Annotated in this window: 21 protein-coding genes and 1 tRNA gene; 7 read left to right on the top strand and 15 right to left on the bottom strand. The window is 69.9% G+C overall.

What is annotated here, in order from left to right; genetic code table 11:
• Positions 1 to 102: 102 nt before the first annotated feature.
• From G6045_RS25490 to G6045_RS25475, 4 genes are all read right to left on the bottom strand, one after another.
• Positions 103 to 175: transfer RNA gene (locus G6045_RS25490), tRNA-His, on the bottom strand.
• Positions 176 to 270: 95 nt separating this feature from the next.
• On the bottom strand, positions 271 to 879 hold the full coding sequence (gene orn, locus G6045_RS25485; RefSeq protein ID WP_165334426.1) for an oligoribonuclease: 609 nt from the start codon (positions 877 to 879) through the stop codon (positions 271 to 273).
• A gap of 5 nt (positions 880 to 884) precedes the next feature.
• Positions 885 to 2,117, bottom strand: coding sequence for a helix-turn-helix domain-containing protein (locus tag G6045_RS25480; RefSeq protein WP_165334425.1), 1,233 nt, complete (start codon positions 2,115 to 2,117; stop codon positions 885 to 887).
• Between the two features lie 413 nt (positions 2,118 to 2,530).
• Entirely contained in the window at positions 2,531 to 2,785 is a 255-nt protein-coding gene (locus G6045_RS25475) for a hypothetical protein (protein ID WP_408056359.1), read from the bottom strand.
• A gap of 693 nt (positions 2,786 to 3,478) precedes the next feature.
• Here G6045_RS25475 and G6045_RS25470 point away from each other — a divergent pair.
• Together G6045_RS25470 and G6045_RS25465 are read left to right on the top strand one after the other, a co-directional pair.
• A complete protein-coding gene (locus G6045_RS25470; RefSeq protein WP_165334424.1) occupies positions 3,479 to 4,024 on the top strand; it encodes a universal stress protein in 546 nt (181 codons plus the stop codon).
• Between the two features lie 273 nt (positions 4,025 to 4,297).
• A complete protein-coding gene (locus tag G6045_RS25465) occupies positions 4,298 to 4,864 on the top strand; it encodes a GPR1/FUN34/YaaH family transporter (RefSeq protein ID WP_165334423.1) in 567 nt (188 codons plus the stop codon).
• 104 nt (positions 4,865 to 4,968) lie between these two features.
• Here G6045_RS25465 and glmS read toward each other — a convergent pair whose 3' ends face one another.
• From glmS to G6045_RS25450, 3 genes are all read right to left on the bottom strand, one after another.
• Positions 4,969 to 6,786: a glutamine--fructose-6-phosphate transaminase (isomerizing) gene (gene glmS / locus G6045_RS25460; RefSeq protein ID WP_165334422.1), complete on the bottom strand. Its 1,818-nt coding sequence runs from the start codon at positions 6,784 to 6,786 to the stop codon at positions 4,969 to 4,971.
• A 64-nt stretch (positions 6,787 to 6,850) separates the two neighbouring features.
• Positions 6,851 to 7,108: a hypothetical protein gene (locus G6045_RS25455; RefSeq protein WP_165334421.1), complete on the bottom strand. Its 258-nt coding sequence runs from the start codon at positions 7,106 to 7,108 to the stop codon at positions 6,851 to 6,853.
• 109 nt (positions 7,109 to 7,217) lie between these two features.
• A complete protein-coding gene (locus G6045_RS25450; protein ID WP_165334420.1) occupies positions 7,218 to 8,093 on the bottom strand; it encodes a DUF4429 domain-containing protein in 876 nt (291 codons plus the stop codon).
• Positions 8,094 to 8,267: 174 nt separating this feature from the next.
• Between G6045_RS25450 and G6045_RS25445 the strand changes: the two genes are divergently transcribed.
• Entirely contained in the window at positions 8,268 to 9,878 is a 1,611-nt protein-coding gene (locus tag G6045_RS25445) for a beta-N-acetylhexosaminidase (protein ID WP_328707891.1), read from the top strand.
• Positions 9,879 to 9,960: 82 nt separating this feature from the next.
• Here the strand turns inward: G6045_RS25445 and G6045_RS25440 are convergent, their stop codons facing one another.
• From G6045_RS25440 to G6045_RS25415, 6 genes are all read right to left on the bottom strand, one after another.
• Positions 9,961 to 10,806, bottom strand: a complete 846-nt coding sequence (locus G6045_RS25440) for a siderophore-interacting protein (protein WP_328707890.1) — start codon at positions 10,804 to 10,806, stop codon at positions 9,961 to 9,963.
• A complete protein-coding gene (locus G6045_RS25435) occupies positions 10,803 to 11,846 on the bottom strand; it encodes an ABC transporter substrate-binding protein (RefSeq protein WP_165334418.1) in 1,044 nt (347 codons plus the stop codon). The genes G6045_RS25440 and G6045_RS25435 overlap by 4 nt, the downstream gene beginning before the upstream one ends.
• Before the next feature lie 107 nt (positions 11,847 to 11,953).
• Positions 11,954 to 13,120: an acyl-CoA dehydrogenase family protein gene (locus G6045_RS25430; protein ID WP_165334417.1), complete on the bottom strand. Its 1,167-nt coding sequence runs from the start codon at positions 13,118 to 13,120 to the stop codon at positions 11,954 to 11,956.
• Between the two features lie 42 nt (positions 13,121 to 13,162).
• On the bottom strand, positions 13,163 to 14,098 hold the full coding sequence (locus G6045_RS25425; protein WP_165334416.1) for a hydroxymethylglutaryl-CoA lyase: 936 nt from the start codon (positions 14,096 to 14,098) through the stop codon (positions 13,163 to 13,165).
• The gene (locus tag G6045_RS25420) at positions 14,095 to 16,041 is read right to left on the bottom strand and encodes an acetyl/propionyl/methylcrotonyl-CoA carboxylase subunit alpha (RefSeq protein WP_165334427.1); all 1,947 of its coding nucleotides are present in this window, start codon (positions 16,039 to 16,041) and stop codon (positions 14,095 to 14,097) included. Before G6045_RS25420 ends, G6045_RS25425 begins: the two co-directional genes overlap by 4 nt.
• 23 nt (positions 16,042 to 16,064) lie before the next feature.
• The gene (locus G6045_RS25415) at positions 16,065 to 17,681 is read right to left on the bottom strand and encodes a carboxyl transferase domain-containing protein (protein WP_165334428.1); all 1,617 of its coding nucleotides are present in this window, start codon (positions 17,679 to 17,681) and stop codon (positions 16,065 to 16,067) included.
• A gap of 103 nt (positions 17,682 to 17,784) precedes the next feature.
• Here G6045_RS25415 and G6045_RS25410 point away from each other — a divergent pair, with 103 nt between their 5' ends.
• The 4 genes from G6045_RS25410 (at position 17,785) to G6045_RS25395 (ending at position 21,575) form a co-directional block, all read left to right on the top strand.
• On the top strand, positions 17,785 to 18,375 hold the full coding sequence (locus tag G6045_RS25410) for an SACE_7040 family transcriptional regulator (protein ID WP_165334415.1): 591 nt from the start codon (positions 17,785 to 17,787) through the stop codon (positions 18,373 to 18,375).
• 118 nt (positions 18,376 to 18,493) lie between these two features.
• Complete coding sequence (locus tag G6045_RS25405) at positions 18,494 to 19,651, top strand: acyl-CoA dehydrogenase family protein (RefSeq protein ID WP_165334414.1); 1,158 nt, start codon at positions 18,494 to 18,496, stop codon at positions 19,649 to 19,651.
• A gap of 26 nt (positions 19,652 to 19,677) precedes the next feature.
• A complete protein-coding gene (tesB, locus tag G6045_RS25400; RefSeq protein ID WP_165334413.1) occupies positions 19,678 to 20,550 on the top strand; it encodes an acyl-CoA thioesterase II in 873 nt (290 codons plus the stop codon).
• A gap of 71 nt (positions 20,551 to 20,621) precedes the next feature.
• The gene (locus G6045_RS25395) at positions 20,622 to 21,575 is read left to right on the top strand and encodes a cation diffusion facilitator family transporter (RefSeq protein ID WP_165334412.1); all 954 of its coding nucleotides are present in this window, start codon (positions 20,622 to 20,624) and stop codon (positions 21,573 to 21,575) included.
• Between the two features lie 82 nt (positions 21,576 to 21,657).
• Here the strand turns inward: G6045_RS25395 and G6045_RS25390 are convergent, their stop codons facing one another.
• Both G6045_RS25390 and G6045_RS25385 read right to left on the bottom strand, forming a co-directional pair.
• The gene (locus G6045_RS25390) at positions 21,658 to 22,437 is read right to left on the bottom strand and encodes a phosphatase (RefSeq protein ID WP_165334411.1); all 780 of its coding nucleotides are present in this window, start codon (positions 22,435 to 22,437) and stop codon (positions 21,658 to 21,660) included.
• Between the two features lie 111 nt (positions 22,438 to 22,548).
• Positions 22,549 to 23,976, bottom strand: a 1,428-nt coding sequence (locus G6045_RS25385; RefSeq protein WP_165334410.1) for a PucR family transcriptional regulator, incomplete at its 5' end; no start/stop codon positions are given.

Genomic DNA, 23,976 nt, shown 5'->3' with positions numbered 1-23,976 from the left:
GCGTACGACGTGGGGGCCTGAGGCCCGCGCGGCCGTGACCGCGCCGGCGCATACGACAAAGGCCCGGTCTGCGTCTCCGCAGACCGGGCCTTGATCATTCAGGGTGAGTGACGGGACTTGAACCCGCGGCCACCTGGACCACAACCAGGTGCTCTACCAACTGAGCTACACCCACCATGTCCGGTCGTTTTTCCGACCGGCCGAGAAAAAGTGTACAGGGTCCGAGAGGGTGCTCGCTCCCACCTTTTTCCCGGGGGGTTCAGGCGGTCGTCAGGACGGATCCGCAGGCAGGACGTACTTCGCCGCGATCGTGCGGGCCGTCTCCGAGTCCGGTCCCGGCTGCGGGACGAAGATCGCCTCGCGGTAGTAGCGCAGCTCGGCGATGGATTCGCGGATGTCGGCGAGCGCCCGGTGGTTGCCGTTCTTCTCCGGGCTGTTGAAGTACGCCCGCGGGTACCAGCGCCGCGACAGCTCCTTGATCGAGGAGACGTCCACGATGCGGTAGTGCATGTAGTCCTCGAGCGTCGGCATATCGCGAAGGAGGAAGCCGCGGTCCGTGCCCACCGAGTTCCCGCACAGCGGAGCCTTGCCGGCGTCCTTGACGTGTTCACGTACGTAGGCCAAGACCTGCTCCTCGGCGTCCGCCAGCGTCGTACCGCCCGCGAGCTCGTCGAGGAGGCCCGAGGCGGTGTGCATCTGGCGCACCACCTCGGGCATCGTCTCCAGCGCGGCGTCGGGCGGACGGATCACGATGTCCACGCCTTCGCCGAGCACATTCAGTTCCGAGTCGGTGACCAGTGCGGCCACCTCGATGAGTGCGTCATCCGTCAACGAGAGCCCGGTCATCTCGCAGTCGATCCACACCATGCGATCGTTCATGCCCATTACCCTACGGGGCGCTCCCGCTGCCCGGGCAGCGTCGGGCGTGCCGGGGCACCGGAAGTGCCCGGCGCGTAGGCGTCGGAGCCCGGCTTGCCCGTCTCGGGGCCGCGGTCGGCCGGTGCCGAGGCCGACGGCTGCCCCTGTGCGGCGGCCGCGGCCGTACGCCGGGACTGCGCCGGGATCGGGCCGTCCGCCACCTCGACGGAGCGCTCGCTCTGCGACGCAGGCCGCCGTGCCCGGTAGGCCGCCCGGTACGCGGCGGGCGAGGACCCCAGCTGGCGCCGGAAGTGCCCGCGCAGCGCGACCGGCGAGCGGAAGCCGCAGCGGCCCGCGACCTCGTCGACCGAGTAGTCGGAGGTCTCGAGCAGCCGCTGCGCCTGCAGCACACGCTGCGTGATCAGCCATTGCAGCGGCGCCGAGCCCGTCAGGGAGCGGAAACGGCGGTCGAACGTACGGCGTGACATGTACGCGCGGGCCGCCAGCGTTTCGACGTCGAACTGCTCGTGGAGGTGCTCCAGTGCCCAGGAGACGACCTCGGCGAGCGGGTCCGCGCCGATCTCCTCCGGTAAAGACCTGTCGAGGTAGCGCTCCTGACCGCCGGAGCGGCGCGGCGGCACGACCAGACGGCGGGCCAGGGCCCCGGCCGCCTCGGTTCCGTGATCGCTGCGCACGATGTGCAGACAGAGGTCGATTCCGGCCGCGGTGCCGGCCGAGGTCAGTACGTCGCCGTCGTCGACGAAGAGCTCACGCGGGTCGACGTGGACGGACGGATAGCGCTTGGCGAGCGTCGGCGCGTACATCCAGTGCGTGGTCGCGGGCCGGCCGTCGAGCAGCCCGGCGGCGGCGAGCACGAAGGCGCCGGTGCACAGGCCGACGATCCGCGCGCCTTCCTCGTGCGCGCGACGCAGCGCGTCAAGGGCGTTCTGCGGCGGCGGTGCGGTGATCGAGCGCCAGGCCGGTACGACGACGGTGCCGGCCCGGGCGATCGCCTCCAGGCCGTGCGGCGCGGTCAGTTCCAGCCCGCCCGTGGTGCGCAGCGGTCCGTCCTCGCCCGCGCACACGAGCAGGCGGTAGCGCGGGACGCCGGCGTCCTGGCGGTCGACGCCGAACACGGACAGGGGAATGGAACTCTCGAAGATGGGACCGCCGCTGAACAGCAGCACGGCGACGATTTCCCTGCGCCTGCGGCCGGAGAGCTTGCGGCTTGTCTCCGGTGCGGCGGAGTCATGGCTCATGGCGCTAAGCCCCCCTCGGTGGTTGCGGCACCCCTTGCGTGTCGGCGTTCTGCTTGGCCGCGACGTCGCTCCTGCACGTTTCCCCTCGCAACGAGTCCCCCGCCTGGACGGTCAAGATCGAATCTACTGTGTCCGATGGTGCCGGCGTGACCAGTTCGGCACCTACTGCATTGTCGACAAGGCAACTTGGCGTGAAGCATTCGATCACGAAGCGTTGCACTCCAGGGCGTTACTGGGAAGTGCGCCTTGCGCCGGTGGCCGGTCCACATAGGGTGCGCGGGGCCTCGGAAGGCCTTTTTCCGCTGGTGGTACGGGGGTTGGGGAGCCTGCACCGCAACCTGGCGGGCGATCCAGGACTTTGGCCGAAAAGCGACGGGGGCGTACGACGGTTTCCAGTCGGCGCCCGGCGTGAATCAGCCCCCGTGCCGCCCGCCCCTGTGAGCCCCCGTGCCCGCACGCCCGTGCCGTGCCCGGTCACCGGTATGCCGCTCCGTGCAAAGCCGCGCGGTCCCGCGCTCCGAGCGGCGCAGCAGCACCCGGCAGGCGCCGGTCACGGCGGCCAGACCCAGCGCGGCACCGCCCGCACCCACGAGCGACGTCCCGTAGACGATGAGGACCACCGGCACCAGGACACAGCTGAACGCCCCCCAGCCCACCACATCTCCCACCGAGTGTGCGGACGTGGTCCGTGGGGGCGGTGTCAGCCAAGGGGTCGATGGTGCGCAAGGGGCGGCAGGTGCGGGTGGGGTGCGGCGCCGACGGCCGCGTGCGACGTTCGGCGGCGGGGCGACTGCGGGCACGGCGGGCTCCCTCGGACTGCGGTGTCGCTGATTCAACGCGCGGCGGGGCGGCCGGTCACTGAGACCGGCGCTCCGGCCCGCCGTGACCGGTCCGGCAGGTCAACCTCGTATGACGCGGCCGGGTGTGGAGGTGTGTACGAGTCCGGGCGAAAAGCTGTAGGAGACAGGGACCATTGCCATACGGGGACCCGCTCATGCATGCTCCTGGAACGCCGCGGGACCCCCTGCGGGACCAAGGCCCTGTCGTCAGACTCCCGTCTGCCGTGGGACGCCTGGCACGCACGCTCGCTGCGTTGCCGAAAGGCCTGAGTAGCTCCGCTACTAAGACCTTCCGGCGCCTTGCGATCGCACGCACCAGACGCCCCACGGCCGCCCTTCGGGCGACGACGGGAGTCTGACGACAGGACCTGGCAGGAGAGGAGTGTCGCCGTACCCTTGGGGTATACGGGTTGGGAAGATGATTCCCGGACACTGCTCCGTGACCGCCTTCCGCCGACCCTTTGATCTTCGCTCCTCCGCAAGCCGTCCCTCTCCTTCGAGGATTCATTTTCAGAGACGACGATGGCCGGTCACGAATTTCCCGAACCCGCGCCCCGTAAGCGCCAGATCGAGCGCCAGGTCGCCGATCCCGCGGACCTCGCAGGCGAGCCCCTCGCCGCGGAAGAGCTCCGCAAGTCCTGTGATCCCGCGTTCCGGCACGGTGTGGTCGTCGGCTTCGACGGCTCGACCTCCAGTGAACGCGCTCTCGCGTACGCCATCGGCATGGCCCGGCGCTCGTCCTCCGCGCTGATCATCGTGCATGTGGCCAACCGGCTGCCCACCACGGTGTGGGCGGGCTGTGAACCGCCGGTCTTCGTGGACGTTCCCGACCACCGCACCGAGGTGCTCGGTCTCGAACTCGCCTGCGCCGACTATCTGGCGGAGGTCTCCTGGATCCTCGTCGAGCGCGGTGGCGACATCTGCCATGAACTCGAAGAGGTCGGCCGGGAGTACGAGGCGGACGCCATCGTCGTCGGCTCGACCCATGGCATCGTCGGCCGGATCTTCGGCTCGGTCGCGGGCCGGCTCGCCAAGCGTGCGCAGCGGCCCGTCGTCGTGATCCCGTAACCCTCCGTCGTCGTGATCCTGCAACCCCTCGTCGTCGTGATCCCGTAGCGCCCCTGCGCCGCCCTGCGGCAAGCGGCCGCCGTTGCCATTCCGTAACTCCCCGTTGTCCCAGGTGAGATGGGGCGTTCGAAGCGTCAACTTCCCCTTGACGATGGATAAATCTACCGCTCGGTAGAGGTGGTTTGTGCCCTTGTGAAGGGTACATAAAGGTCGCTGGCTCAACTGCACGGCCCAGCACCACGCAGCACAACTGCACTTCGAAGGGAGCCCGCCGTGGACAACGAAGTCTCCGCGGGAAGCAGCACCACTTCCACCCTCGGCCACCTCGCGCTCGGCGTGACCCTGCTGGCCTTCGGCCTCGGGCACGCGGACGTGATCGACGGCGTGACGGCGGCGGACGCCATGTCCCTCGCCACCTACGTCGGTGGTATCGCGCTGTTCATCGCAGGTCTGCTCGCACTCCGCGACCGTGACGCGTTCACGGGCACCGCGTTCGCCGGTCTCGGCGCCTTCTGGTTCACCTGGGGCACCGCGGACGCCGAAGTATCGACCAACGCCGCAGGGCTCTTCCTGCTGCTCTTCGCTCTTCTCGCACTCAGCCTGACCCTCGGAGCAGCCGGCGGCGGTCTGCTCGGCCAGGGCATGTACGGGCTGACCTTCCTGTCCCTTCTCCTCCTGGGCATCGCCTCCTTCGGCGAGACCGAAGCACTCGCGAAGGTCGGCGGCTGGGCAGGCGTCGCCGCGGGTGCGGTCGCCTGGTACGGCGCCACGGCGGCCCTCGCCAAGTGGCCCGCACTCACCGGACGTGCTGCCGGCCGGGGGGTGACGGCCACCGGCTGAGCAGCCAACGGGCCGAAGTAATGGGCGACTTCGGCCCTCACGTGAACGACCCCCTGTGTGCTGGTGGCATACACAGGGGGTCGTTCCAGTTCGTATGGGGGTGACTACTCGACGGTCACCGACTTCGCGAGGTTGCGCGGCTTGTCGATGTCCCGGCCGAGGGCAAGTGCCGTGTGGTACGCGAAGATCTGGAGCGGGATGCCCATCAGGATCGAGTCCAGCTCGGTCTCGTTCTTCGGTACCACGATGGTGTGGTCGGCCTTCTCCTGCTCCTGGTGCGCGACCGCGAGGATCCGGCCGCTGCGGGCCTTGATCTCCTCCAGGGCGGCGCGGTTCTTCTCGAGGAGATCGTCGTTCGGGATGATCGCGACGGTCGGCAGCGACGGCTCGATGAGCGCCAGCGGTCCGTGCTTCAACTCCGAGGCCGGGTACGCCTCGGCGTGGATGTACGAGATCTCCTTCAGCTTGAGGGAGGCCTCGAGCGCGACCGGGTAGCCGCGGACACGGCCGATGAACATCATCGACTTGGCGTCCGCGTACCGCTTCGCGAGCTTCTTGATCTCGTCCTCCTGCTTGAGGATCTCCTGGATCTGGCCGGGCAGCCGGCGCAGACCCTCGATGATCCGCTTGCCGTCCGCGACCGACAGGTCCCGGATACGGCCCAGGTGCAGGGCGAGCAGCGCGAACGCGGTGACCGTGTTCGTGAAGCACTTCGTGGAGACCACGCAGACCTCGGGCCCGGCGTGCACGTACACGCCGCCGTCGGTCTCGCGGGCGATCGCGGAGCCCACGACATTGACCACACCGAGGACGCGGGCGCCCTTGCGCTTGAGCTCCTGCACGGCCGCGAGCACGTCGTAGGTCTCACCGGACTGCGAGACCGCGATGTACAGGGTGTCGGGGTCGACGACCGGGTTGCGGTAGCGGAACTCGGAGGCCGGCTCGGCGTCCGCGGGGATCCGGGCGAGCTCCTCGATCAGACCCGCGCCGATGAGGCCCGCGTGGTAGCTCGTACCGCAGCCGAGGATCTTGATCCGGCGGATCGTGCGGGCTTCGCGGGCGTCCAGGTTGAGGCCGCCCAGGTGCACGGTGGAGAAGCGGTCGTCGATGCGGCCACGAAGGACGCGGTCGACCGCGTCGGGCTGCTCGCTGATCTCCTTGTGCATATACGTGTCGTGGCCGCCCATGTCGTACGACTCGGCCTCCCACTCGACGGTGGTGGGGGAGGCGGTCGTACGGGTGCCCGACGTCGTGTACGTACGGAAGTCGTCGGCCTTGATCGTGGCCATCTCGCCGTCGTCGAGGGTGACGACCTGGCGGGTGTGCGAGACGAGGGCGGCGACGTCGGAGGCGACGAACATCTCCTTCTCGCCGATGCCGAGGACGACCGGGGAGCCGTTGCGGGCGACGACGATGCGGTCGGAGAAGTCGGCGTGCAGGACGGCGATGCCGTACGTGCCCTCGATGAGGCGAAGGGCCTCGCGGACCTTCTCCTCCAGGGTGTCGGCCTGGGAGCGGGCGACGAGGTGGACGAGCACCTCGGTGTCGGTCTCGGAGGCGAACTCGATGCCGTCCGCGGTCAGCTTGGCGCGCAGGTCGTCCGCGTTGTCGATGATCCCGTTGTGGACGACGGCGACCTTGCCGGTGGCGTCCATGTGCGGGTGCGCGTTCTCGTCGGAGGGGGCGCCGTGGGTGGCCCAGCGGGTGTGGGCGATACCGGTCGTGCCCTTGAAGCGGGCCGGCACCTTGGCCTCGAGGTCGCGTACGCGGCCCTTGGCCTTGACCATCTTCAGGCCCGTGGCCTTGGGGCCGGTGATGACGACGCCGGCCGAGTCGTAGCCGCGGTACTCCAGGCGCTGCAGGCCTTCGAGGAGGAGGGGGGCTACGTCTCGTTTGCCGATATAACCGACGATTCCACACATATTGAGGGTCCTCTGGGTCTCGGTCTTCTAGCTCTTGGGGTCTGCGGTTTCCGGGGCTTTCCGGCTACCCGTAGACGATGCGGCGCAACTGGCGGAGTGAGAGCTCCGGGGGTGCGACCGCGCGGTAGGGCAGGTCCGCCGAGATCTGTTCGAAGATCGCCGCGTTCACCAGGCCCTGACTCTGGAGTTCGCGGTGGCGGCGACGGACGAAGTCTTCGGTCGTCTCGTCGAAGTACGCGAGCACGTCCTGGATCACCCGCAGGGCCTCGCCCCGCTGGAGCGGGGTGCTGCGCGTGAGGTGATCAACGAGGTCGTCGTGCATTTGCATGATCCTGGGGGATCCTGGGGTGTGTTCGCAAGAATCCTGCCCGGTTTCGGGCAGAGATTGATGCTTTCCCCGCCCTGCCCCTTCCTGAAACCGGGGTTCGTGCCTACATACGGCGCAAAACCGCCTGCTTGGCCATCGTGAACTCCTCGTCCGTGAGGATTCCGGCCTGGTGAAGTTCACCCAGTTCGCGCAGGCGGCGCAGGAGAGCGTCATGGTCGTCGGTGGTCGGGGCGGGTGCCGCGGTCAGTGACTTCTGCGGCTCCGCGGGTGAGATCTCCGCCGTCGGGTGGGGGAGGCGGGCCTGTACGGCGGCGGCGATCAGGGACATCAGCGGGTCCTTCTTGAAGCCCCACAGCTCGATCGCGTTCGGGTCGTACTTCGGCGGGGCCTTCGTCGAGGCGTTCCTGACCTTGAAGCGGAGGTAGCCGTTCTCCAGGCCGGCCGAGGGCTGCCACTCGACGGACTCGATGTCGTCGAGGGCGAGCGTGCGGGTGCCGGAGGCGGCCTTGGCCTCCTCGGTGTTCCACTTCCATTCGAGGCGGACGCGCTCACCGTCGAAGCTCGCGGTGCCGTCCCCGGCGCTCACGGAGATCGGGACGGACGGGCCCGAGAGCAGATAGCCGGTGCAGGGGTCCGTCGGGACCTGTTCGATGAGATGGGCGTTGCGCACCTCGTCCACGAAGTACTCGGCGACGCCGTAGCGGTCCGCGTCCACGGTCAGCTGATACGGATCGGCCGCGTCGGCCAGCTTGCCGCCCGTGACGTGGGTCAGCGGATCGGAGCCCTCGCGCAGGCGGAGCCTGAGCCGGCCCTGCTTCTTGCCGTGCTCGAAGGAGATCCCCGCCAACGCCTGTACGGGGACTTCCAGTTCACCCAGCGTCTTACGGAGCAACCCGACGTTCTTGTCGTGTCCGGGCACGAGCCGGAGCGTGTCGCCGTCGAAGGTCCAGGTCCCGTCGCGCTGGATGATTTCCGCCATGGCATTGATTCTGCATGAGGGGTCGGCCCGGCTGTCCGGTGCAGGCCGAGTTGCTCATCGCCGCGGCGGTCCGAGTGGTCTATACCTTGACCGCCCGAGTGGGGTGCGGTACGCATGGTGACCGTTCGACTGCGCACAGGACTGGACCACACCCCGCCGAAGGGAAACAGACTTGTGAGACAGCAATGGACAACCCCCAGGCTCCTCGGCTCGCTGCTGCTCGTGGCGGTGGTCGGGATCTCCTGCGTCGGGGCCGCCCCGGCCGGCGAGGCGAAGGCGGCGCCGGCCGTCGTGCCGCTCGGCCAGGTGATCCCCGCTCCGGCCGAGGTCGACGCCGGCGGAACTCCGTACGAGATCACCTCCCGCACCCTGATCCGCGTCGCGGACGATTCGCGCGAGGCGCGGCGGATCGGCGAGCAGCTCGCCAAGGTGCTGAGGCCCTCGACGGGCTACCGGCTGCCGGTGACCGACGAGGGCGGGCGCGACGGAATCCGGCTCGAAATCTCCCGTAAAGCACAGGAATTGGGCGCGGAGGGCTATCGATTCGAGTCAGGCAGGCGCGGCGTCACCATCACCGCCAAGGAGCCCGCCGGACTGTTCCACGGGGTGCAGACGCTGCGCCAGCAGCTGCCGCCGCGGATCGAGTCGGACAGCAGGCAGGAAGGCCCCTGGAAGGTCGCCGGCGGGCGGATCGAGGACACGCCGCGGTTCGCGTACCGCGGGGCCATGCTCGATGTGTCACGGCACTTCTTCACCGTCGACCAGGTCAAGCGCTACATCGACCAGATGGCGATGTACAAGGTCAACAAGCTGCATCTGCACATCAGTGACGACCAGGGCTGGCGCATCGCCATCGACTCCTGGCCGCGCCTGGCCGAATACGGCGGCTCCACGCAGGTCGGCGGCGGCAAGGGCGGGTACTACACCAAGGCCCAGTACAAGGACATCGTGCGCTACGCCTCCGAGCGCTATCTCGAGGTCATCCCCGAGATCGACATGCCCGGCCACACCAACGCGGCGCTCGCCTCGTACGCCGAGCTGAACTGTGACGGGGTCGCCCCGCCGCTCTACACGGGCACGAGCGTCGGCTTCAGCTCGCTCTGTGTGCCCAAGGAGATCACGTACGACTTCGTGGACGACGTGATCCGCGAGATCGCGGCCATCACCCCCGGCAAGTACTTCCATATCGGCGGGGACGAGGCGCACTCCACGCCGCACGAGGACTACGTGAAGTTCATGGACCGCGTGCAGCCGATCGTCGCCAAGTACGGGAAGACGGTGATGGGCTGGCATCAGCTGACCGGTGGGAACCCGGCCGGAGGCGCCATCGCCCAGTACTGGGGTTACGACCAGACCGGGCAGGCCGAGCGCGATCAGGTGGTGGCGGCGGCGAAGAAGGGCACCAAGCTGGTGCTCTCGCCGGCGGACCGTTCGTATCTCGACATGAAGTACACCAAGGACACCCCGCTGGGCCTGGCCTGGGCGGGTCTGGTCGAGGTGGACCGGTCCTACGACTGGGACCCGGGGACGTATCTGACCGGGGCGCCGGAATCGTCGATCTTCGGCGTCGAGGCGCCGCTGTGGTCGGAGACCATCTCGACCAGTGCGCATATCGAGTTCATGGCGTTCCCGCGACTGCCGGGAATCGCGGAGCTCGGCTGGTCGCCCGCGGCCACGCACGACTGGGACGCGTACAAGGAGCGGCTCGCGGCGCACGGGCCGCGCTGGGACGCGCTCGGCATGGAGTACTACAAGTCACCGAAGGTGCCCTGGCCGGCGAGTTGAGCACTCTGACCGCACAGTGAACATGCCGGCGCCCCGGGAGGACCGTCTCCCGGGGCGCCGGAGTGTGTGCGAGGTCAGGCGGTCAGTCCTCTTCGGTTTCCGTGACGCCCGCGGCCGCCTCGTCCCGCAGCCGGTCCTCGCTTGCACCCTGGCGCCAGTAGCCGGTGAAGCTCACCGAACGGCGGTCGTAGCCACGGTCGTTGATGAGGTGGCGGCGGATCAGCTTCATCGCGCCCGCCTCGCCCGCGAGCCAGATGTACGGGGCTCCGTCGGGCAGGTCGGCGGCATCGCGGATCGCGTCGAGAGCCTTCGCGCCGTTCTCGCGCGCGAGCCAGGTCGCCTTCAGGTCCGCGGCCGTCCCGAGCGCCAACTCGTCCGCGGCATACGGAACTTCGAAGAATGCGCGGACCGGAAGGCCGGCCGGCAGCGACTCCAGGATCGAGGACGCGGCCGGAAGCGCCGTGTCGTCCGCCCACAGCAGCACCCAGGGGGCCGACTCCACAAGCTTGAACCGTACGCCCGTGTTGTCGGCGTCCGCCGGACCGAGCACCTTCACTCGGTCGCCGGGCGCGGCCTGCTCGGCCCATACGCAGGCGGGGCCGCCGTCGGCGTGCAGCGCGAAGTCGATGTCGACCTCGCCCGCCTCGGGGCGCTGAGCGCGGACCGTGTAGGAGCGCATGACGGCGCGCTCGTCGTCGGGCATCGAGCGGTACGCCATGTACCAGGCACCCGGCTCCTGCTCCGGCGGCAGCACCGGCTCGCTCTGGCCCGGCAGGGGCAGGAACAGCGAGCAGGACTGGTCGCGGCCGCCCGAAGCGAAGGAGGTCAGACCCGCATCCTCGCCGTACCCGACGAAGGTGACCCGCGCCATGGACGGCGACAGGCGCTCGGTCCGTATGACCTCGAGTCCGAACAGGCGGAAGGTCACTTGGTGACCTTCTTCGCGTCCTCGATCGCCTTCGCCAGGTCGTCGAGGACCGGCGCGCACTTCGCGTACGAGTAGATCGGCTCGGTCACGCGCGGGATGATCTGACCGGCCTTGACCGCGGGGAGCTGCTTCCAGGTCGGCTTGGACTTGTCCAGGTCGGCCGGCTGAAGGGTGCCCGTGCGGTTGTCCATCATGATCACGTCGGCCTTGTACTTGTCGACGTTCTCCCAGCTGAGCTCCTCGAAGAAGCCCTGCGCGTTGACCTTCGGCTTCACGAACTTCACGCCGAGGCTCTCGAAGTACGCGGTGTCCGCGGCGGTTTCGGCGAGCGTGACGTAGAAGAGGTCGGCGGAGCCCGAACCGATCATGACCGTGATGTCCGGGTTGGCCTTGGCGGCCGAGCGCAGCCGGGCGGCGGCCTTCTCGAAGGCGGCCTTGGCGTCGGCGACCTTCTTGTCCTTGGCGTCGGCGCCGAGCGAGACGGCCAGGCCGAGGCGGCGGGCCAGGGCCTTGTCCATGGTGGTCTCGGCGGCCCACAGCGCGGCGGTCGGCACCTTGAGCTGGAGGATCTTCTTCTCGGCCGCGGTGCCGCTGATGTACCAGAGCTGGTCCTTGATCCACATGTCCGTGATCAGGAGGTCCGGGTTCAGGGACGCGTACTTCTCGACGCTGAACTTGTCGTACGCGTTGCCGATGATCTCGACCTTGCTGATGTCCATGTCGCCGGCCTGGACGTCGGGCTTGCCGTCGCTCGTCTCGGTCGGGCCGAAGACGCCCTTGACCTGGATCCCGTAGTCGTGGAGCGCGGCGGCGGTGCCGGTGAAGGCGACGATGTTCGACGGCTTCTTGTCCGCCTTCAGCTCGGTGCCGCGGTCGTCCTTGAACGACCAGGGACCGGAGCCGGCCGCCTGCTCCGAACCGCCGTCCTTCTTCGAGCCCTTGTCGTCACCGCAGGCGACGAGCAGCGCGCCGAGACCGGCGGCGCCGCCGGCGGCGAGGAGGCCACGCCGGGAGAGCCGGGACATCTTGGGGTGGGACATGCTTTTCTGCCTTCTCGGGACGGGCGGGGAGCGGACCGCGGATCCACTGTGAATCTTGGACCTTAGGCTAACCTAACCTAAGGTCCGCTCCCGACTCGCCCTCGGGTTCAGCCCACCAGCCCGAGCTCCCGCGCGATCAGCATCCGCTGCACCTCGCTCGTGCCCTCGCCGATCTCCAGGATCTTGGAGTCGCGCCACATCCGGGCCACCGGGAACTCGTTCATGAACCCGTACCCGCCGTGGATCTGCGTGGCCTCACGGGCGTTGTCGACGGCGATCGTGGACGAGTAGAGCTTGGCGAGCGCCGCTTCCTTCTTGAAGGACTCCCCGTGCACGAGACGGGAGGCCGCGTCCCGCCAGGCGAGGCGGGCCGTGTGGGCCTTCATCTCCATGTCGGCGAGCTTGAACTGGATGGCCTGGTTCGCGCCGATCGGCTTGCCGAACGCGTGCCGCTCCTTGGCGTACTTCACCGACTCGTCCACACAGCCCTGCGCGAGCCCGGTCGCGAGCGCCGAGATGGCGATCCGGCCCTCGTCGAGGATCCGCAGGAACTGGGCGTATCCACGGCCGAGTTCACCGAGCAGGTTGGCGCGCGGGACGCGGACGTCGGCGAAGGAGAGCTCGCGGGTGTCCGAGGCGTTCCAGCCGACCTTCGAGTACGGGGCGGCGACGGTGAAGCCGGGGGTGCCGGACGGCACGATGATCGAGGAGATCAGCGGCTTGCCGTCGTCCTTGCGGCCCGTCACCGCCGTGACCGTGACCAGGCCCGTGATGTCCGTACCGGAGTTGGTGATGAAGCACTTGGTGCCGTTGATCACCCATTCGTCGGTGGCCTCGTCGAGTACGGCCGTCGTGCGCGTGCCGCCCGCGTCCGAGCCGGCGCCCGGCTCGGTCAGACCGAAGGCGCCGAGCATCTCGCCGCTGCACAGCTTCGGCAGCCACTGCCGCTTCTGCTCCTCGGTCCCGTACAGGTGGAGCGGCATCGCACCGAGCGAGACCCCGGCCTCCAGGGTGATCGCGACCGAGGAGTCGACGCGGGCCAGCTCCTCCAGGGCGATCCCGAGCGCCAGGTAGTCGCCGCCCATCCCGCCGTACTCCTCGGGGAAGGGCAGCCCGAACAGGCCCATGCGGCCCATCTCGCGGACGATCTCGTACGGGAATTCATGGCGCTCGTAGAAGTCGCCGATCTTGGGCGCCACGACGTCGTGTGCGAACTCCTCGACGGTACGGCGGAGTTCTTCGTGTTCGGCGGAAAGCCGGTGGTCCAGGGTCATCCCTGATCACTCCTTAAAGATCCCTCTTCTTGGGAGGGAAACTCACTCCTGGTGGGAGAGGGCACGGACAGTGCGCGAAGGGCTGGGACGGCCCAGCTGTTCGGCCAGCCACACGCTTGTGGCGGTGAGCTCGGCCAGATCGACCCCGGTCTCGATACCGAGGCCGTCGAGCATCCACACGAGATCCTCGGTGGCGAGATTGCCGGTGGCGCTCTTCGCGTACGGGCAGCCGCCGAGGCCGCCGGCGGACGCGTCCACCGTGGTGACGCCGTGCTGGAGCGCGGCGAGGGTGTTGGAGAGCGCCTGTCCGTACGTGTCGTGGAAGTGCACGCCGAGGGCGTCGGTGGGCACGCCCGCCTCGTTGAGCGCGGCGAGCAGCGCCTGTACGTGGCCGGGGGTGGCGACGCCGATCGTGTCGCCGAGGCTCAGCTCGTCGCAGCCGAGGTCGAGCAACGCCTTGGCCACGCCGACGACTTGGTGGACCGGGACGGCGCCCTCCCACGGGTCGCCGAAGCACATCGACAGATAGCCGCGGACATGCACCTTGCCGGCCTTCGCGCGGGCGATCACCGGCTCGAACATCGTGAGCGACTCGGCGACCGAACGGTTGAGGTTCTTCTGCGAGAAGGTCTCGGTCGCCGAACCGAAGACGGCGATACGGCGGGCGCCGAGCTCAAGGGCACGGTCGAGGCCGCGCTCGTTGGGCACGAGGACCGGCAGGTCGACGCCCTCGATGCCACTGATCTGTGGGAACAGAGCCTCCGCGTCGGCCAGTTGGGGCACCCACTTGGGGTGTACGAAGCTGGTCGCCTCGATGGTGGTGAGGCCCGCGGCGGCCAGGCGGCGGATGAACTCCGCCTTCACCTCCGTAGGTACGGTCGCCTTCTCGTTCTGCAGTCCGTCGCGCGCCCCGACCTCGTGGATGCGGACGCGGGGCGGGAGCTCCTGGGCCGGGACGACCATGGGCAGGTCCGTCATGACTGCTCCTCCACGTGCGGGGTGACCACCGCGAGGATCTGGTCCATCGCGACGGTCGTACCGGGCGTGACATCGAGTTCGGTGACGGTGCCCGCGTGCGGGGCGGCGATGACGTGCTCCATCTTCATCGCCTCGACCACGAGCAGCGACTGCCCGGCCGCCACCTCGTCCCCGACCGCCGCCTTGACCACGGTCACCGTGCCGGGCATCGGGGCGGCGAGGGTGTCGGCGCCGGCGTGGGCGGCTCCGGTGAGGGAGGCCTCCACGGGGTCGTACGACGGGACGTGCCAGGCGTCGCCGTCACGTCCGAGCCAGTCGCCGGCGTAGGTGAACGTGTGGGTGAGGCCGTCGAGTTCGAGGGTGAGCCGGTCCTCGGTGCGGTCGAGCAGGCGGCCGCGTACGGGCCGGGACACCGGGTCCTGGCCGGACACCTTCAGGTGGTGGGTGACCTCGGCAGGAGTGCCGCCCATGCGCCAGCCGCTGGGCACGTCGAACGGGTCGGTCCAGCCGGTCGCGGCGGGTTCCAGGGCGGCCTGGCGCAGCAGCGCCGCCGCCTCGTACACCTCGTCCGGTACGGACGCGTCGACGAGGCCGTCGACCTCGCGCTCGACCAGACCTGTGTCCATCTCGCCGGACACCACGTCCGGGTGGGCGAGGAGCCTGCGCAGGAATCCGGCGTTGGTCTGCACGCCCAGCGTGACCGTGTCGGCCAGCGCGCCCCTCAGCTTGCGCAGGGCGCTCGCGCGGTCCGGTCCGTAGGCGATGACCTTGGACAGCATGGGGTCGTACAAGCTGCCGACCTCGGTGCCTTCCGAGAGCCCGGAGTCCGTGCGTACGCCGTTCCCTTGCGGTTCGTGCAGGGAGAGCACCGTGCCGCCGGACGGCAGGAAGCCGCGCGCCGGGTCTTCGGCGCAGATGCGCGCCTCGACCGCGTGTCCGGTGAGCTTGATGTCGGCTTGTACGAACGGGAGTTGCTCGCCGGAAGCGACCCTGACCTGCCACTCCACCAGGTCGATCCCGGTGATCAGCTCGGTGACGGGGTGCTCGACCTGAAGACGCGTATTCATCTCCATGAAGTAGTACGAGGAAGGGTCGCCGCCCGGCACGATGAACTCGACCGTGCCCGCGCCCGAGTAGCCGCAGGAGCGCGCCGCCTGCACGGCCGCCTCGCCCATCGCTGCCCGGATCTCCTCGTCGAGCAGGACGCTGGGCGCCTCCTCGATGACCTTCTGATGGCGGCGCTGCAGCGAGCACTCGCGCTCACCGAGGTGGACGACATTGCCGTGCCCGTCGGCGAGCACCTGGATCTCGATGTGCCGGGGCCGGTCCACCCACCGCTCCACGAGCAGCGTGTCGTCGCCGAAGGAGGCGCGTGCCTCGCGCCGGGCCGCGGCGATCTCGTCGCCCAGGACCGCGAGATCCCGTACGAGCCGCATGCCCTTGCCGCCACCGCCCGCGGACGGCTTGAGGAGGACCGGGACCCCGATCTCCCGTGCGGCCTGCGCGAGTTGGGCGTCGGTGAGCCCGCTGCCGGAGGAGCCGGGTACGACCGGAACGCCCGCCGCCTTCACCGTCTCCTTGGCGCGGATCTTGTCGCCCATGAGGTCGATCGCGGAGGCCGGTGGCCCGATGAAGACCAGACCGGCGTCCGCGCAGGCCTGCGCGAAGCCCGCGTTCTCGGCGAGGAAGCCGTAGCCGGGGTGCACGGCCTGGGCGCCGGTGCGCCGGGCCGCCTCGATCAGGGCGTCCACCCGCAGATAGGACTCGGACGCGGCGGGCGGACCGATCCGTACCGCCGTATCGGCCTCCCGTACGTGACGGGCCTCGGCGTCGGCGTCGCTGTACACGGCGACCGAGCGGATCCCGAGGGCGCGCAGGGTGCGGATCACGCGGACCGCGATCTCGCCGCGGTTCGCGACGAGCACTGTGTCGAACATCGTCATCTCAGCCATCTCGTGTTCGCCCCTCACATCCGGAAGACGCCGAACTCGGGGTCACCGAGCGGCGCGTGGGCGCAAGCGGTCAGGGCCAGACCCAGGACCTGGCGGGTCTCCAGGGGGTCGATCACACCGTCGTCCCAGAGGCGGGCCGTCGCGTAGTAAGCATTCCCCTGGGATTCGTACTGCTCGCGGATCGGCGCCTTGAACGTGTCCTCGTCCTCGGCCGACCACTCCTGACCGCGGCCCTCCAACTGGTCGCGCTTGACGGTCGCGAGCACCGAGGCGGCCTGCTCGCCGCCCATCACGGAGATCTTCGCGTTGGGCCACATCCACATGAAGCGCGGCGAATAAGCCCGGCCGCACATCGAGTAGTTGCCCGCGCCGTACGAGCCGCCGACCACGACGGTCAGCTTCGGCACCCGCGTACAGGCGACGGCCGTGACCATCTTGGCGCCGTGCTTGGCGATGCCGCCGGCCTCGTAGTCGCGGCCGACCATGAAGCCCGAGATGTTCTGGAGGAAGAGCAGCGGGATGCCGCGCTGGTCGCACAGCTCGATGAAGTGGGCGCCCTTCTGGGCGGATTCGGAGAACAGGATCCCGTTGTTCGCGACGATCCCGACCGGGTGGCCGTGGATGCGCGCGAAGCCGGTCACGAGCGTCGTGCCGAACTCGGACTTGAACTCCTGGAAGCGCGAGCCGTCGACGATCCGCGCGATGACCTCCCGTACGTCATAAGGAGTGCGGGAGTCGACGGGCACGGCGCCGTAGAGCCCGTACGGATCGACCTTCGGCTCCTCGGCGGGCTCCAACGACCAGGGGAACGGGCCGGGTTCGGGCAGCGTGGCGACGATGTTGCGGACGATGCGCAGCGCGTGCGGGTCGTCCTCGGCGAGGTGGTCGGTGACACCGGACGTACGGGAGTGCACCTCGCCGCCGCCCAGCTCCTCGGCCGTGACGACCTCGCCGGTCGCGGCCTTCACCAGCGGGGGACCGCCCAGGAAGATCGTGCCCTGGTCGCGCACGATCACGGCCTCGTCGCTCATCGCGGGCACGTACGCGCCGCCCGCCGTGCACGAACCCATGACCGCGGCGATCTGCGGGATGCCCGCGCCGGACATCCGGGCCTGGTTGTAGAAGATCCGCCCGAAGTGCTCGCGGTCGGGGAAGACCTCGTCCTGCATCGGCAGGAAGGCGCCGCCCGAGTCGACCAGGTAGACGCAGGGCAGCCGGTTCTCCAGGGCCACGGCCTGCGCGCGCAGATGCTTCTTGACCGTCATCGGGTAGTACGTGCCGCCCTTGACGGTCGCGTCATTGGCGACGACCACGCAGGTGCGGCCGCTGACCCGGCCGATCCCGGCGATCACCCCGGCGGCCGGGGCGTCCCCGCCGTACAGACCGTCGGCGGCGAGCGGGGCCAGCTCGAGGAAGGGCGAGCCGGGGTCGAGCAGACCGTCGACACGGTCGCGCGGCAGGAGCTTGCCGCGGGCGACATGGCGGGCGCGGGCCTTCTCGCCGCCGCCCAGGCGGGCCGCGGCCAGCTTGGACCGCAGCTCATCGACGAGGGCGCGGTGCGCCGCCTCGTTCGACCGCCAGGCCTCGGACGCCGGATCGGCGCCGCTGCCCAGTACGGGTGCCTGCTGCATCGTGGTGAGCCCCCTTGCTCTGTCCATGAGCCGCTCGGTTAATGAGCGTTAACCCATTTCCGCCAGGTTAACGAGCGCTAACCGCGCTGTCTACAATGACTTCATGAGTACGACGACCGCGGGTGCGACCCGCCGCGAGCAGATCCTCAAGGAGGCTGCGCGGCTCTTCGCCGAGCGCGGGTTCCACGGGGTCGGTGTCGATGAGATAGGGGCCGCGGTCGGCATCAGCGGACCCGGCCTGTACCGGCACTTCGCGGGCAAGGACGCGATGCTCGCCGAGCTGCTCGTGGGCATCAGCGAGCAGCTCCTCACCGGCGGCAAGCGGCGCGTGGCCGAGGGGGAGGGCACGCCCACCGAGCTGCTCGACTCGCTCATCGAGGGCCATATCGACTTCGCCCTCGACGACCGCCCGCTGATCACCCTGCACGACCGCGAGCTCGACCGCCTGCGCGACAGCGACCGCAAGCTGGTGCGCCAGTTGCAGCGCCAGTACGTGGAGCTCTGGGTCGAGGTCGTACGCAAGGTCTATCCGTCCCTGTCCGAGGCGGACGCGCGGGCGTCCGTGCACTCGGTCTTCGGGCTCCTGAACTCGACGCCGCACCTGAGCCGCCCGGGCGCGCTGCCGGGGCGTACGGCGATGGCGGGGCTGCTGCACCGGATGGCGCGGGGGGCGTTCGCGGCGGCAGCAGGGTGAGCTGTCCGCGGGCGTGACCCATGTCTCTGGACGCACAGACCAACTGGCCGGTAACCTGAGCAAGCGCTTAGCCATGCGCACTGTGCTGTCGTAGACGCAGACGATCAGGAGGCCACCTGTGCGCCGCACCGTTTTCACCGAGGACCACGAAGCGTTCCGCGAGACCATCCGCGCGTTCATCGAGAACGAGGTCGTCCCGGTCTACGACGAGTGGTACACGGCCGGTCAGGCCCCCCGCGACTTCTACTACAAGCTCGGTGAGCTGGGCGTCTTCGGTATCCGCGTCCCCGAGGAGTACGGCGGCGCCGGCATCGAGTCGCACAAGTACGAGGCCGTGATGTACGAGGAGACCGCCCGCGCCGGCGTCTCCTTCGGCGGCTCCGGGGTGCACGTGCTCCTCGGCCTTCCGTACATCGAGATGCTCGCCACCGACGAGCAGAAGAAGAAGTACCTGCCGAAGTTCGTCTCCGGCGAGGAGATGTGGGCCCTCGCGATGACCGAGCCGGGCACCGGCTCCGACGTCGCGGGCATGAAGACCACCGCGAAGCTCAACGAGGCCGGTACGCACTACGTCCTCAACGGCGCCAAGACCTTCATCACCGGCGGTGTGCACGCCGACCGCGTGATCGTCTGCGCCCGTACCTCCGCCCCGCGCGAGGACGACCGCCGCTTCGGCATCTCGCTGTTCGCCGTGGACACCAAGTCCGCGGGCTACTCGATCGGCCGCAAGCTCGACAAGCTGGGCCTGAAGACCTCCGACACCGCCGAGCTGGCGTTCGTCGACGTAGAGGTCCCGGTCGAGGACCTCCTCGGCGAGGAGAACAAGGGCTTCTCCTACCTCGGCAAGAACCTCGCGAGCGAGCGCTGGGGTATCGCCTTCGGTGCGTACGCGCAGGCCAAGGCCGCTGTGCGGTTCGCCAAGGAGTACGTGCAGGAGCGCACTGTCTTCGGCAAGACCGTCGCGTCCTTCCAGAACACCAAGTTCGAACTGGCCGCCTGCCAGGCCGAGGTGGACGCCGCCGAGGCCGTCGTCGACCGCGCGCTCGAGGCGCTCGACCAGGGCGAGCTGACCGCAGCCGAGGCCGCGTCCGCGAAGCTGTTCGCCACCGAGGTCGCGCACCGCGTGATCGACCGCTGCCTCCAGCTGCACGGCGGCTACGGCTTCATGAACGAGTACCCGATCGCCCGCCTGTACGCGGACAACCGCGTCAACCGGATCTACGGCGGCACCAGCGAGGTCATGAAGACGATCATCGCGAAGGACATGGGTCTCTAGGACGCCAGGACTTCCGGGACACCGTCTTGAACGACGAACTGCAGGGCCTGCTCGATCTGCTCGATCTGGAGCGGATCGAGCAGGACTATTTCCGCGGCCAGTCACGCTCCGCACTGGTGCCCAGGGTCTTCGGCGGGCAGGTCGCCGCCCAGGCCCTGGTCGCCGCGGGCCGCACCGTGCCCGAAGGGCGTGACGCGCACTCGCTGCACGCGTACTTCCTGCGCACGGGCGACCCGGGCGCGCCCATCGTGTACGAGGTCGACCGCATCCGCGACGGCCGCTCCTTCACCACGCGCCGGGTCGTCGCGGTCCAGCACGGAAAGCCGATCTTCCACCTCTCGGCCTCCTTCCAGGCGTACGAGGAAGGTCTGGAGCACCAGGCCGAGATGCCGGCCTCGCCCGATCCGGAGACGCTGCCGACCGCGGCCGAGATGCTGCCGCGGTACGCGCACAACTTCCGTGACCCGCGCATCGTGGACCGCATGATCAAGGAGCGCGGCGCGGTCGATCTGCGCTACGTCCAGGCCCCTCCGTACGGGACCGTGGGCCAGCCGCGCGAGCCGCGCTCACAGGTCTGGTTCCGCGCGAACGGCAAGCTGGGCGACGACCCGCTGCTCCACGTCTGCCTCGCCACCTACGTCTCGGACATGACCCTGCTCGACTCGGTGCTGCTCGCGCACGGGCGCGGCGGCTGGACCGTCGGCGATGTGGTCGGGGCCTCCCTCGACCACGCGATGTGGTTCCACCGCCCGTTCCGCGCGGACGAATGGCTCCTCTACGACCAGGAGTCACCGTCGGCCTCCGGCGGGCGGGGGCTCGGGCAGGCGCGGATCTACACGCAGGACGGGCGGCTTGCGATCTCGGTGATCCAGGAGGGTGTGGTCCGGGTACCGCGCTGACCTCCGCACACGGCGGGCTCGCTCGCGGCGGACACCGTGCGGCGCTCCCGTATCGGACATAACGTCGCTGCATGAGCGAGTTGGAGTCCACCGGAGAGTCATCCGAGTCCGTGGGGACGGTGATCGTCGCCGTCCTCACCAACCTCGCGATCGCCGTGGCCAAAGCGATCGGCGGGATCATCAGCGGTTCCAGCGCGATGCTCTCCGAGGCCGCCCACTCGCTGGCCGACACCGTCACCGAGGTGATGCTGCTCGTCTCCCTCAAGAGCAGCGAGAAACCGGCCGACGAGGAGCATCCGCTCGGCTACGGCGGCCGGCGCTACGTCTGGGCACTGCTCGCGGCCGTCGCGACCTTCGTCGGCGGCGGGGTCTTCGCCGTGTACGACGGGATCCACACGCTCACGCACGGCGAGGAGCCGGGCAATCCGACGATCTCGTACCTCATCCTGGCCGTCGCCTTCCTCCTGGAGGGCTACTCGCTGCTTGTCGCCTGGCGCCAGGTGAAGGGCGAGGCGGCCCGCTTCCACACCCGGATCGGGCGCTATGTGCGCGAGACGCCGGACACGGCGGTCAAGGCGGTGCTCCTGGAGAACGTCGCCGCCCTGATCGGCCTCGCGCTCGCGGCCGGCGGCCTGCTCGGCGGCCAGCTCACCGGCTCCGGTGTCTACGACGGCGTGGCGTCGATCCTGATCGGCGTACTCCTGGTGTGGGTGGCCTGGGAGCTGGGCCGCAGCAACGCCGAGCACCTGGTCGGGCGTTCGCTGCCGCCGGAGCTGCGGGCCGAGGTGCGGGCCGAACTCCTCGACGTACCGCATGTGATGGAGGTCGTCGACCTGGTGACGCTCGTGCAGGGCCCGAACGAGGTCCTGATCGCGGCCAAGGCCGACTTCCGCGATGTGTCCACGGCGGCGGATGTGGAGTGGGCCTGCGAGGAGGCGGAACGGCGGCTGCGGGCCCGGTTCCCGGCGGTGCGGCGGGTGTTCATCGATCCGACACCGCCCGCTGAGGCCACGGACTCCGCGTGAGGCTCTGTTCCTCGGCCCGCGCGTGCGGCTCTGCTCCTCGGGCCCGGCGTGAGGCGCTATTCCTCGGCCCTCGCGTGCGGCGCTATTCGAGACCCGCCGCGTCAAGGAGGAACGCCGTCATCGGCTCGTAGAACCGCGGGTCGAGCACGTGGTCGTCGAGCGGGACCGTGACCTGGACGATGCCCTCGGCCTCGCCGAGGAACAGCGCCGGGTCGTTGCAGTCCGCGTAACCGACCGAGTCGATCCCGCGCTGGCCGGCCCGTCCCGCCCAGCCGTGGTCGGCGACCACGAGGTCGGGCAGCGGGCTGCCCTCGTGCTCGAGGGCGTCGAGGATCGCGTTCATCGGCTCGGGGGAATGGGTGTGCCAGATGCTGGCGCCCCGCTCGAACACCGCGATGTCGGCGAACTGGAAGACGTACCCCTCGTCGGCCACGAGCCCGCCGGGGATGCGCACGATCTCGCAGCCCGCGCGGCGCATCGCCTCGGCGGTCGCCCGGTGCACATCGAGCAGCGAGCCGGGGTGGCCGGTCGCGAAAAGGACCCGCTCCTGGGCGTCGGCGGCCTTCCGCAGCCGCGCCGCCATCCGCTCCAGACCCGCGACGGTCAGCTCGGGGTCGATGGTGTCCTGACCGTGGCGGTGCGCGGGATCGTCGATCACTCCGCAGCGCTCGGCCATCACGGCGAGCACGTCCTGCTCGTCCGTCCAGCGGTCGCCGAGATCGATTCCCAGCCAGTAGTGGCGGTCGCCGTTGGAGAGCTTGCGGTAATGGCTCAGGTTGTTCTCGCGGGGTGTGGCGACATCACCGGCGATACGCGTACGGACGAGATGGTCGACGAGGGCTTCGCGGCTGGGTATCGGCATGGGTTCATTGTGCCTTCAGGGCGGTGGGGGCGGCTCGGCGTCCCGGTCGGTGGACGGCACATGTGCTTCTCAGGGCCCCACCCGCACCAGTCACCGCCCCGCTCGCACCACTCACTGCCCCACCCGCAACGCGAACCACAGCTCCATACGGACATCCGGATCGTCCAAGTCCGTGTCCAGGAGCGCGGCGCAGCGGGCCACGCGCTGGCGGACCGTGTTGCGGTGGACGCCCTGGGCGGTGGCCGTGCGGTCCCAACTGCCGTGCAGGGAGAGCCAGGTGCGCAGGGTCTCGGTGAGGGCCTCGCCGTTCGGTGCCTGACGCAGCGGCGCCAGCAGGGTGCGGGCGTGGGCCTCGGCGTCTGCCGGGGGGACCAGCTCGTCGAGACCCGTTCGTACGCCGTGCCGTACGAAGGGGGAGCGGGTGGCTTCCGCGCGGCCCAGCGCGCGCAGGGCCTGGACGTCCGCGGTGGCCAGGTCGGCGGGGGCGACGGGAGCGCCGGCCCCGAGGGTCCAGCCGGGCTGAGCGGTGGGCTCGGCGTCCGCGGTGAGGACCACCCGTACACCGTCGCGGTCGCTGTCGAAGAGCGCGCTGCCGAGCGCGGCCGCCAACGCGCCCGGATCCGCGGCGCCTTCGGCGGGGCGTCCGCGGACGACGGTCCAGGGCGCCGGGCCGAGGAGCGGAGCGACGTCGTCGGGCCGGGCGCCGAGCAGCAGGCGGACGAGCGCGCCGCTGCGGCGGGTCTCGGCGGCGCCCTGGTGCTCGGCGGTGAGCAGGGACAGGAGTACGGCCGCGGCGCCCGCGATGGTGTGGTCGCCGGGCTCGCGGACCGAGGTGACGATGCCGAGGGCGAGTCCCGGGGCTCCGGCCAGGGCGTACGCGGCGAGGTGGGCGTCCGGGGACACGGTGTCGGTGGCGGAGGCGGGGCGGGCGGCGCCCGGGCCGACGACCTGGGCGAGGTGGTCGAGTGCGGCGCGGACGGGGGCCGGGGGAGTGCGGCCCGCCTCGCGCTGCGGGGATGCGGCGAGCAGCACCGCGTATCCGCCCAGCCTGCGCGCCAGTTGGCGCAGCACGGAGGACACCGGGTCGGGGCGTGCGGCCGCGGCGGCGAGGGCCTGCTGGGCCTCGGCGACCCGGCGCAGCTCGGCATGGCGGGCCTGCGCCATCAGCTGCCAGACCGCCCGCGCGACCGTGGTGAACGGGGTCTTCGGGGCGACTTCGAGCAGCGGAAGCCCGTAGCGGTGACAGGCCTCGATCAGCGGCTGCGGCACCCGGTCGTGCACCGGCGCGATCCCGAACCCGAGCGCCGCCCCGCCGGCCTGCACGATCCGGGCGGCGTACGTGTCGTAGTGCGCCGCGTCGGAAGGGTCGGGGCAGTGCACGCCCGCGGACAGGAGGAGCTCGCCGCCGAGGAGATACGGATAGGGGTCGGCCATCTCGCTGGTGTGCACCCAGTGGACCGCCGTCTCGGCGTCGACCGGTCCGGCGACCTGGCGCAGGCCCAGATCGGGACGGGCGAGGAGGGCGTTCAGGGGGATGGG

Origin of the sequence: Streptomyces mesophilus (genome assembly GCF_011044995.1) — a bacterium.
GTDB lineage: Bacteria > Actinomycetota > Actinomycetes > Streptomycetales > Streptomycetaceae > Streptomyces > Streptomyces mesophilus.
The sequence above is the reverse complement of the archived record's forward strand: the minus strand, read 5'-3'. Positions and strand labels throughout refer to the sequence as shown.

Bases quoted from the DNA above. Each gene is read 5' to 3' on its own strand.
- G6045_RS25480 (WP_165334425.1), bottom strand. From the start codon at position 2,117: ATGAGCCATGACTCCGCCGCACCGGAGACAAGCCGCAAGCTCTCCGGC.
- G6045_RS25410 (WP_165334415.1), top strand. From the start codon at position 17,785: ATGAGTACGACGACCGCGGGTGCGACCCGCCGCGAGCAGATCCTCAAG.
- G6045_RS25435 (WP_165334418.1), bottom strand. From the start codon at position 11,846: ATGTCCCACCCCAAGATGTCCCGGCTCTCCCGGCGTGGCCTCCTCGCC.
- glmS (WP_165334422.1), bottom strand. From the start codon at position 6,786: ATGTGTGGAATCGTCGGTTATATCGGCAAACGAGACGTAGCCCCCCTC.
- G6045_RS25470 (WP_165334424.1), top strand. From the start codon at position 3,479: ATGGCCGGTCACGAATTTCCCGAACCCGCGCCCCGTAAGCGCCAGATC.
- G6045_RS25430 (WP_165334417.1), bottom strand. From the start codon at position 13,120: ATGACCCTGGACCACCGGCTTTCCGCCGAACACGAAGAACTCCGCCGT.
- G6045_RS25455 (WP_165334421.1), bottom strand. From the start codon at position 7,108: ATGCACGACGACCTCGTTGATCACCTCACGCGCAGCACCCCGCTCCAG.
- orn (WP_165334426.1), bottom strand. From the start codon at position 879: ATGAACGATCGCATGGTGTGGATCGACTGCGAGATGACCGGGCTCTCG.
- G6045_RS25390 (WP_165334411.1), bottom strand. From the start codon at position 22,437: ATGCCGATACCCAGCCGCGAAGCCCTCGTCGACCATCTCGTCCGTACG.
- G6045_RS25425 (WP_165334416.1), bottom strand. From the start codon at position 14,098: ATGACGGACCTGCCCATGGTCGTCCCGGCCCAGGAGCTCCCGCCCCGC.
- G6045_RS25415 (WP_165334428.1), bottom strand. From the start codon at position 17,681: ATGCAGCAGGCACCCGTACTGGGCAGCGGCGCCGATCCGGCGTCCGAG.
- G6045_RS25420 (WP_165334427.1), bottom strand. From the start codon at position 16,041: ATGACGATGTTCGACACAGTGCTCGTCGCGAACCGCGGCGAGATCGCG.
- G6045_RS25450 (WP_165334420.1), bottom strand. From the start codon at position 8,093: ATGGCGGAAATCATCCAGCGCGACGGGACCTGGACCTTCGACGGCGAC.
- G6045_RS25395 (WP_165334412.1), top strand. From the start codon at position 20,622: ATGAGCGAGTTGGAGTCCACCGGAGAGTCATCCGAGTCCGTGGGGACG.